Annotated in this window: 6 protein-coding genes, 3 pseudogenes and 1 riboswitch; of the genes and pseudogenes, 2 read left to right on the top strand and 7 right to left on the bottom strand. The window is 64.8% G+C overall.

Translation table 11 applies throughout. The features are described 5' to 3' along the window. A pseudogene (locus WJW29_RS12060) lies at positions 1-339 on the top strand (integrase core domain-containing protein); the annotation flags it as partial. Positions 340-370: 31 nt separating this feature from the next. On the opposite strand, the pseudogene WJW29_RS12055 reads toward WJW29_RS12060, so the two are convergent. The 7 genes and pseudogenes from WJW29_RS12055 to raxX form a co-directional block, all read right to left on the bottom strand. Next, positions 371-454 (bottom strand): annotated as a pseudogene (locus tag WJW29_RS12055) (IS5/IS1182 family transposase); the annotation flags it as partial. Between the two features lie 145 nt (positions 455-599). Beyond that, positions 600-1685: a type VI immunity family protein gene (locus WJW29_RS12050; protein ID WP_011409252.1), complete on the bottom strand. Its 1086-nt coding sequence runs from the start codon at positions 1683-1685 to the stop codon at positions 600-602. After that, a complete protein-coding gene (locus WJW29_RS12045) occupies positions 1682-2752 on the bottom strand; it encodes a type VI immunity family protein (protein ID WP_011409251.1) in 1071 nt (356 codons plus the stop codon). Before WJW29_RS12045 ends, WJW29_RS12050 begins: the two co-directional genes overlap by 4 nt. Before the next feature lie 7 nt (positions 2753-2759). Next, positions 2760-3455 (bottom strand): VRR-NUC domain-containing protein, encoded by a 696-nt coding sequence (locus WJW29_RS12040; RefSeq protein ID WP_113186839.1) that lies wholly within the window; start codon positions 3453-3455, stop codon positions 2760-2762. Then, on the bottom strand, positions 3452-3901 hold the full coding sequence (locus WJW29_RS12035) for a hypothetical protein (RefSeq protein WP_011260010.1): 450 nt from the start codon (positions 3899-3901) through the stop codon (positions 3452-3454). Before WJW29_RS12035 ends, WJW29_RS12040 begins: the two co-directional genes overlap by 4 nt. Positions 3902-4230: 329 nt before the next feature. Beyond that, complete coding sequence (gene gcvP / locus WJW29_RS12030; protein WP_178383675.1) at positions 4231-7194, bottom strand: aminomethyl-transferring glycine dehydrogenase; 2964 nt, start codon at positions 7192-7194, stop codon at positions 4231-4233. Between the two features lie 90 nt (positions 7195-7284). Continuing rightward, positions 7285-7399, bottom strand: a riboswitch (glycine riboswitch). Positions 7400-7656: 257 nt separating this feature from the next. Continuing rightward, positions 7657-7839 (bottom strand): RaxX family RiPP, encoded by a 183-nt coding sequence (raxX, locus tag WJW29_RS12025; protein ID WP_027703308.1) that lies wholly within the window; start codon positions 7837-7839, stop codon positions 7657-7659. A gap of 430 nt (positions 7840-8269) precedes the next feature. Here raxX and raxST point away from each other — a divergent pair. Then, positions 8270-9138, top strand: a pseudogene (gene raxST / locus WJW29_RS12020) (RiPP modification sulfotransferase RaxST). The last annotated feature ends 48 nt before the right edge of the window (positions 9139-9186 follow it).

Genomic DNA, 9186 nt, shown 5'->3' with positions numbered 1-9186 from the left:
ACACAGTCGTGGCCTGCCGAAGGTGATCCGCACCGACAATGGTAAGGAGTTCTGTGGCAAGGCCATGGTCGCCTGGGCGCATGCCAATGGTGTGCAGCTACGCCAGATCCAGCCTGGCAAGCCGAACCAGAATGCCTACGTCGAATCCTTCAACGGCCGGCTACGCGACGAATGCCTCAACGAACACTGGTTCCCAACGCTGCTGCATGCGCGCACCGAGATCGAACGCTGGCGCCGCGAATACAACGAACACCGCCCCAAAAAACAATCGGCGGAATGACGCCGGCGGCCTATGCCCAGCAGTTGGCCAATAGCGAGATCATCAACCCCGGACTCTAAACCCGACTGCTACTCAGGATGGGGGGACGTCGCGCTTGCGGGCTTGCTCCAGAATCGGGCGAATTTGCTCGAACCGCTCACGGCTCACGTCACTTGGATCGTTCTTCTCGCGCATTCGTGGAGTTTGCACGGGTTGAATAAGATCGTGAACAGGTTCTCAGGGCCAGAACGCATCAACAGGCCGCCCGGCAACTCCAGCTTGTCTGCGTGCCCAGCCAGGAGGTTGGCCCAGGCGGCATCGATCGGGGAGCGCCCGTGTGTCATAGCGGCTCGGGCAGCACCGTGTCGGGCTTCAACTTGGGCATGTTCAGCAGCTTGGCCTGGTAGGTCACGAGGTCTTCGTCGGGGATGTCGAAGCGTCGCAGCCATTGCGCGGTGCCGACCACGCCCAGGAAGGGCTCCCCGCCCAGGGTGGCGCCGTGGAAGTCCTTGAGGGTGGTGCTGCGGAAGCGCTTGAGCAGGTGATTGACCAGCACGTAGGTGGCGGGCATGGGGTCGTCGTCGACGCTGGCGATCTGCGGCACGGGGCCGGCCTGGATGACGGTGCCGGCGCCATAGTCGTAGTAGGCGAACCAGTCGCCGGGCAGCTCGTTGCGCAGCGCGTCCAGGCCGGTACCGCCGTCGAGTTGCTGCAACATCGAATGATTGATGGCGGTGAGCCAAGAGACGGTTTTGATGCCGTCTAGGACTTTGCGCGCAATACTCGTCGGGTCGCCGACGTCTGCGCCGTGTAGTTTCTGCGACATGTACGCCTCGGTCGGCGCATCCGCGTCTCCCATAAGTGAGAGTACAAACCCGTAGCCGCCATGCCCATGCTCGGCCCTGAGGCGACGGGCAAAGTCGACGAAAAGATGTTGGAAAGTCGAAGGATGCTGCGCTATAAATTTCAGCGGCACTGAAAAACGCAGGGCATTGAGCCCCCAGCTGCGCTGTTCTTGCCACTGCCGTAAGTTTCCAGTGTAAAACTCGAATGCGCTCGCGTCCTCAGGCTTATTGCCGCCGGTATAGGCGAAGAGCGGTGAGTCGTCTGGGTCCAGTTTAAGCAACCAATCGCGCAAGGGCTTGGAGCGATTGAATTGCACCGGCTTTGTCTCATCCTTGATCAACCAGCGTAACTGGTCGCCAATGGTCGCCACATACTGATCGAAGCAGGCGCAGATCGCCTCACGCACCTGGGTGGTATAGCCGCCCTTGTAGTAAAGCGTGCCAGTGATCGCCAGCACCGTGCCCACGTAATCCCTTGGGCCAGAACGCATCAACAGGCCGCCCGGCAGCTCCAGCTTGCCTTCGTGCTCGGTGAGGAGGTTGGCCCAGGCGGCATCGATCAGGGAGCGCCCGTGCGTCATAGCCGCTCGGGCAGCACCGTGTCGGGCTTCAACTTGGGCATGTTCAGCAGCTTGGCCTGGTAGGTCATGAGCTCTTCGTCGGGGATGTCGAAGCGTCGCAGCCATTGCGCGGTGCCGACCACGCCCAGGAAGGGTTCCCCGCCCAGGGTGGCGCCGTGGAAGTCCTTGAGGGTGGTGCTGCGGAAGCGCTTGAGCAGGTGATTGACCAGCAAGTAGGTGGCGGGCATGGGGTCGTCGTCGACGCTGGCGATCTCCGGCACGGGGCCGGCCTGGATGACGGTGCCGGCGCCATAGTCGTAGTAGGCGAACCAGTTGCCGGGCAGTTCGTTGCGCAGCGCGTCCAGGCCGGTACCGCCGTCGAGTTGCTGCAACATGGCGTGGTTGATGGCGGTGAGCCAGGAGACGGTTTTGATGCCGTCTAGGATCTGTCGGGCAACGCCGCTGGGTCGGCCAACGTCGGCGCCACGTAACTTTTGGGACATATATGCTTCGGTAGGTGCATCCAAATGATTATTCAACAGTGAAAGCACGAAGCCATGTCCTCCGTGTCCGTGTTCGGCCTTTAGCCTGCCCGCGAAATCCACGAAGAGTCGCTGGAATGCAGACGGGTGATCTAGGGCAAATTTCAGCGGCACAGAGAAGCGTAAGGCGTTAAGTCCCCAGCTACGCATTTCCTGCCATTGACGAAGGTTGGCGTCGTAGAACTGGTACGCGCTTGCGTCCTCTGGCTTGTCGCCAGCGGTGTAGCCAAAGATCGCCGAGTCGTCCGGGTCGAGTTTCAGTAGCCAGTCGCGCAAGGGCTTTGCGCGTTTGAACTGCACCGGCTTGGTTTCGTCCTTGATCAGCCAGCGTAACTCGTCGCCGATGGTCGCCACGTACTGATCGAAGCAGGCGCAGATCGCCTCACGCACCGGGGTGGTATAGCCGCCCTTGTAGTAAAGCGTGCCAGTGATCGCCAGCACCGTGCCCACGTAATCCCTGGGGCCAGAACGCATCAACAGGCCGCCCGGCAGCGATAGTTTGCCTTCGTGTTCGGCTAGAAGTTTTGTCCATTCGTCATTGCTCATGAATTGCTTACCTTGCGGGGATTGGGCTGCGGCCGCCGGAAGCCAGGAAGGCTAGCCAGGCAGCTAGAGTTGCCACTGGCGCCAATTGCTCGATCTCTACCGGAGCAACGTGCTTTTGCGGCTGCTCTTGCTTGCTGCATTTGCACTCCGATGACTCAAGCAGTATCGGATCCTTACCCGCGATGCGCCTGTAGTCTTCTCGCTGAGCGTCACTCATCTCATCCCCCGGAAACTTTATCTCGATCACGTCCTCCAGATTGTCCTGGGTCGGTGGCCGGGTGGGGTCGATGACGGTCACCACGTCCGGGCGGCGGATCAGCCCGGCGCGCGGGCGGAACGGTGGACGGTCCTTGCCCGGCTCGTCCCAATACTTGTCGATCCAGCCCTTGAGCCAGTCGTGCGCCTTGGTGGCCAGGCCGCTGTCCATGATCGGCGCGGGCGGCTGCTGGGTCATGTCGTAGTTGACCTCGGGCTTGTAGCGGGACATGTGGTTCCAGTCCAGGCTGCGCAGTTTGCTGGAGACGCACAGTTGATAGAGCTTCTGCCCGGCCACGCCGGTCAGCGGGTCGTGCAGGCAGCTGCAGATGATCGGGCACAGCACGGCCATGTCCTGCGGCTTGGCGCGGCCGACGCCGGCTTGGTTGGTGCGGCCATCGACGGCCAGGCTGCCCTGGTCCTGCGGTAGTGCGGGCTCGTTGCTCATGGCGCGATGTCCTCGTCGGCATCCAGCAACTGGAACATCAGTGGCTCGTCGATGTCGCTGGCCAGCCAGTCGGTCATGCCGTGTGCGTCGGTCACGCAGTCCAGCTGCTTGCCGCTGGGCGTGCTCAGGCGCACGCGCCGGCCGGCGACCGGTTGCCGGCTGGCTTGGTCCAGCAGTTCGAAGCGGCCGGAGAACGGCGGGGCGCTGTCATGGCGTTGCAGCGCGTTGGCGAGCAGGCCGGCGCCGATCGCGCTGCCGGCCTGCTGCAGGCCGGAGGCCGCCGCGGCCGCGCCTCCGGCGTGTGGTGCGGTGGGGGTGACATCGAAGCTGGCGCCCAGCGTGCTCAGGGCATGGCAGCCGCAGGCCAGCCGGTGCCCCTGCAGCACGATGCCCAGGTCGTTGAAGGTGCTGCTGTCGTCGGCTTCGACAAAGTGGTGTGCGCGCAACAGTAGCCCAGGGCGTCGCCCACCGACAACCGCGTGTCGCGCCGGCAGGCTCCCAGCGCTGCGAGCGATATGCCTGATCAGGCAGTGCTAACCGCTGGGCATTTCCCCCAGGTGCGCCGTCGTGTGCGCCAGCGACTGCATGCGGCGCCTGGCCTGCAGATGGTTTGCCGCGCAGGCCAACGCTGGCGGTGGTGGCGATGCGATCACGCCGCCTTTGGACGGACGCAGCCAGCGGGTGCGTCCAGCCTGACATCGCGCACCGTGCGGCACGAAAAACCCCAGCCGTCCCCGGCTGGGGTTTCTTTAGTTCTACTGCGTACGTCCGACGCTCAGGCTTCGGCATCTTCCTTATACGCATCCACCGGGATCTTATACGCATCCACCGGGATGCACGCGCACATCACGTTCTTGTCGCCATACACGTTGTCCACGCGCGCCACCGGCGGCCAGTACTTCTGCTGCTTGAGGCTGGGCAGCGGGAAGGCGGCCAGTTCGCGCGGGTAAGCGTGGGTCCACTCGCTGGCCGACACCTGCGTTGCGGTATGCGGTGCGTGCTTGAGCGGGTTGTCCTCGCGGTCCAGACGGCCGTCTTCGATGGCGCGGATCTCTTCGCGGATCTGGATCATCGCGTCGATGAAGCGGTCCAGTTCGTGCTGCGATTCGCTTTCGGTCGGTTCCACCATCAGCGTGCCGGCGACCGGGAAGCTCAACGTCGGTGCGTGGAAGCCGAAGTCGATGAGCCGCTTGGCGATGTCTTCGGCGCCGATGCCGCTGGTCTTTTCCAGAGGGCGCACATCGAGAATGCACTCATGCGCCACCAGCCCGTTGCGGCCGGTGTAGAGCGTCTTGTAATGCGGTGCCAGACGCTTGGCGATGTAGTTGGCGTTGAGCAGTGCCACCTGCGTGGCCTTGCGCAGACCGGCGCTGCCCATCATGGTCACGTACATCCAGCTGATCGGCAGGATCGAGGCGGAGCCGTAGGCGGCCGCGCTGACCATGCCGCCGATGCGCGAGGAGTGTCCACTCCCGCTTCCGGAGTTGAATCCGCCGCCATGGATGGCGGCAGTTTGACCTTCGCCGGCATGGAGGCCGGCACGCGGCAGGAACGGCGCCAAATGCGACTTCACCGCACACGGGCCTACGCCCGGGCCGCCGCCGCCGTGCGGGATGCAGAAGGTCTTGTGCAGATTGAGGTGCGATACGTCCGAGCCCCACTTGCCGGGCTTGGCCACGCCAACCAGCGCGTTCATGTTGGCGCCGTCGGTGTAGACCTGGCCGCCATGGGCATGCACCGCTTCGCAGATGGCCACCACGTCTTCTTCGAACACGCCGTGCGTGGAGGGGTAGGTGATCATCAACGCCGCGAGACGGTCGGAATATTTCTCCGCCTTGGCGCGGATGTCATCCACGTCCACGTTGCCGTTGGCGTCGCACTTGGTCACCACCACGGTCATGCCGCACATCTGCGCCGAGGCCGGGTTGGTGCCGTGCGCGGATTCGGGAATCAGGCAGATATCGCGATGCGCTTCACCGCGCGAACGGTGATACGCGCGGATCGCCAGCAGGCCGGCATATTCGCCCTGCGCACCGGAATTGGGTTGCAGGCTCACCGCGTCGTAGCCGGTGCACTCGACCAGCATCGCTTCCAGTTCGTCGATCAGCTGCGCGTAGCCGGCCGATTGTTCTGCCGGTGCGAGCGGATGGATGGCGCCGAACTCGGGCCAGGTCACCGGAATCATTTCAGCGGTGGCATTGAGCTTCATGGTGCAGCTGCCCAGCGGGATCATGGTGCGATCCATCGCCAGATCCTTGTCGGCCAGCGAGCGCATGTAACGCAGCAGTTCGTGTTCGCTGTGGTGGGTGTTGAACACCGGGTGCGTCAGGAAGGCACTGCTGCGCAGCAGGCCTTGGGGCAGGGCATCGGCGGTGGCCGCATCGAGTGCGTCCACATCGGCCATGGCACCGAACAGCTGGGCCAGCGCAACCACGTCGGCGCGCGTAGTGGTTTCATCCAGGCTGATGCCGACCGCTTCGCTGTCGATGGCGCGTAGATTGATACCGGCCGCACGCGCACGGGCGTGGATGGCATCGGCATCGATCGCCTTGACGTGCAGCGTATCGAAGAAATGCTCGCCCACGGTAACGCCAGCGCCACGCAATGCGGCAGCCAGAATGGCGGCCAGGCGATGGGTGCGACGCGCGATGCGGGTCAGCCCATCGGGGCCGTGATACACCGCATACATCGACGCCATCACCGCCAGCAGCACCTGCGCAGTGCAGATGTTGGACGTGGCCTTTTCGCGGCGGATATGTTGCTCGCGGGTCTGCAGGGTCAAGCGATACGCCGGGTTGCCGGCGGCATCGATCGACACGCCGATCAAACGGCCGGGCATCGAGCGCTTGTAGGCGTCGCGGCAGGCCATGAAGGCGGCATGCGGGCCACCGAAACCGAACGGCACGCCGAAGCGCTGCGAGTTGCCGACCACGATGTCCGCACCCCATTGGCCCGGGGCGGCGATCAAGGTCAGCGCCAGCAGATCGGTGGCCACTGCGACCAGTCCGCCTTGTGCGTGCACGGCTTCTGCCAGTGCAGCGTGATCGCCGATGTGACCGAAGCTGTCTGGGTACTGCAGCAACACGCCGAAGCACTCGGCCTGCAGCGCTTCTTCCGGGGTGCCGACGCGCAGCATGATGTCCAGCGGCTCGGCGCGCGTGCGCAGCAGTTCCAGCGTCTGCGGATGCACCGCGTCGTGCACGAAGAAGATGTCGGACCTGGACTTGGCCGAACGCTTGGCCAGCGTCATCGCTTCGGCCGCGGCGGTGGCTTCGTCCAGCAGCGAGGCGTTGGCGATCTGCATGCCGGTGAGGTCGGCGCACAGGGTCTGGAAGTTGATCAGCGCCTCCATGCGGCCTTGCGAGATTTCCGCCTGGTACGGCGTGTAGGCGGTGTACCAGGCGGGGTTTTCCAGGATGTTGCGCAGGATGACCTTCGGCGTGTGGGTGCCGTAGTAGCCCTGGCCGATGAAGTTGCGGTACACGGTGTTCTTGTCGGCGATGGCGCGGATCTTGACCAGTGCTTCTTCTTCGGTGAGCGCCTCGGGCAGCGCCAGTGGTGCGGGCGACTTGATGTTGCCCGGCACGATGGCATCGGTCAGCGCATCCAGCGAGGCGTGGCCGACCACCTCCAGCATCTGCGCGATTTCCGCGTCGTTGGGGCCGATATGGCGTTCGACGAACGCGCTGTGGTGTTCGAGGTCGCGCAGGGAAGAGGGGGTCTGGGACATGGCGGGCATCCGGGGCAGGGGCAGACGAATGGTCGACCCGCACCGCAACTGGCATGACGCGCGCGTGCGCCCCACGACCTGCCGCAGCGACGGTCTTCCTCGCGCCCCTCTGTCCTTTTGCCTGAGAGTTTAAAAACGCGTCAAGGCGCGTGGCCCGCCTGCGTTTCGTGCCCCTTCGGCGCCGGCATCGGCCGGTCTCTCCAGAGTTGTCCTGCGGATGGTATCGGGCCTGAGCGATTACGGGCTGTTGCGCCTTCGGCAGCGGCAATGCCGCTTCTCCCACCGTGTTGCCCGGCTAGTATAGCCAGCGCCCGGCCGCTTGGCGAAACGCGTCGCGGGGTCATGAGCCGCTGGAGGCCGAACCAGTCGCCTGGTCCGGCCTCCAGGGTTTCAGCGCTCGCTGTTCTCCCCGTTACCGGGTGGTCCGGCAACGGCAACGCCCGCTCGCTCGCTCCTGCTAGCGCAGGCGGATCAATGGTGCCCGGGGTTGCGCGGCGGCGGATCGTGCTTGGGATTCGCGCCCGGCGGGGGATAGTCCCCACCGCCGACATGCTTCCACAGACGCTGGTCGAGCGGCTCCGGTCGGCCCTTGGCCCCGGCGGGCCGCTGCAGCGATGCCGCACCCTTGGTGGGCGATTTTTTCGAGTGGTTCATTCTGACGTCCTCGCAGGTTGTGCCCTTCTTACGCACCGTCACAGCGCCTGAAGGGACGGCGGCGTGATCGTCTGGTCCATCTGCCCGGTGGCGGGTGGCCGATGAGACGACAGTGGCCGCTGGAGCGCAGAGCCGGTGGCAGGACCATGGGCTCCAGCCTGCGCGGCTGCCTTTGCGACCCCAGGCCGGCGCACGACGGTGTGTGCGCGGGAACGAACGTCGCATCCGCCAGGTCCGTGCCGGTGCACGGCGATGTGATGCCGGTCACTGCAAGCGCTGCCGACCGCTCAGCCGGATCGCCGGCATTCGCAAAGCGCAGCGCTTTTGCGCAGTGTGTCCGCGTGTGCTGTGGCGCACGATGCACGCTTGGCTGGCGATGCGTCCCGCCGGCATGCCGCCGCCGACCAGCATCGGACAGGGGAGGCGCGACGTGGACTACCATTTCATTTCCGGGCTGCCGCGTGCGGGCTCGTCCCTGCTGGCCGCGTTGCTGCGGCAGAATCCGCAGCTGCACGCCGATGTCACCTCGCCGGTTGCGCGACTCTACGCGGCGATGCTGATGGGCATGAGCGAGGAACATCCCTTGTCACCTCGCCGGTTGCGCGACTCTACGCGGCGATGCTGATGGGCATGAGCGAGGAACATCCCTCCAACGTGCAGATCGACGACGCACAGCGCGTGCGGCTGCTGCGTGCGGTATTCGACGCCTACTACCAGAATCGCCAGGAGCTGGGCACGGTGTTCGACACCAACCGTGCCTGGTGCAGTCGCCTGACGGGACTGGCGAGGCTGTTTCCGCGCAGCCGCATGATTTGTTGCGTACGCGATGTTGGTTGGATCGTCGATAGCTTCGAGCGCCTGGCGCAGAGCCAGCCGTTCCGTTTGTCGGCGCTGTTCGGCTACGACCCGGAGGATTCAGTGTCGATGCACGCGGATCTGCTGACCGCGCCGCGGGGCGTGGTGGGCTATGCGCTGGACGGGCTGCGCCAGGCGTTCTACGGCGACCATGCTGATCGCCTGTTGCTGCTGCGCTACGACACCTTGGCGCAGCGGCCGGCGCAGGCGATGGAGCAGGTCTACGCCTTCCTGCAATTGCCGGCGTTCGCGCACGACTATGCCGGTGTCCAGGCCGAGGCAGAACGTTTCGATGCCGCGCTGCAGATGCCAGGCCTGCATCGCGTGCGTCGCGGGGTGCATTACGTACCACGTCGCAGCGTGTTGCCGCCGGCGCTGTTCGATCAGCTGCAGGAGCTGGCCTTCTGGGAAAGCGCGCCTTCGCATGGAGCGCTGCTGGTATGAGCAGGCGCGCGCAGTACAGCACCGGTGGACAGCACGCCGGGGCGTCGG

It is taken from the genome of Xanthomonas sp. JL1 (assembly GCF_038405005.1).
This window is presented reverse-complemented; position numbering and strand designations above follow the sequence as displayed.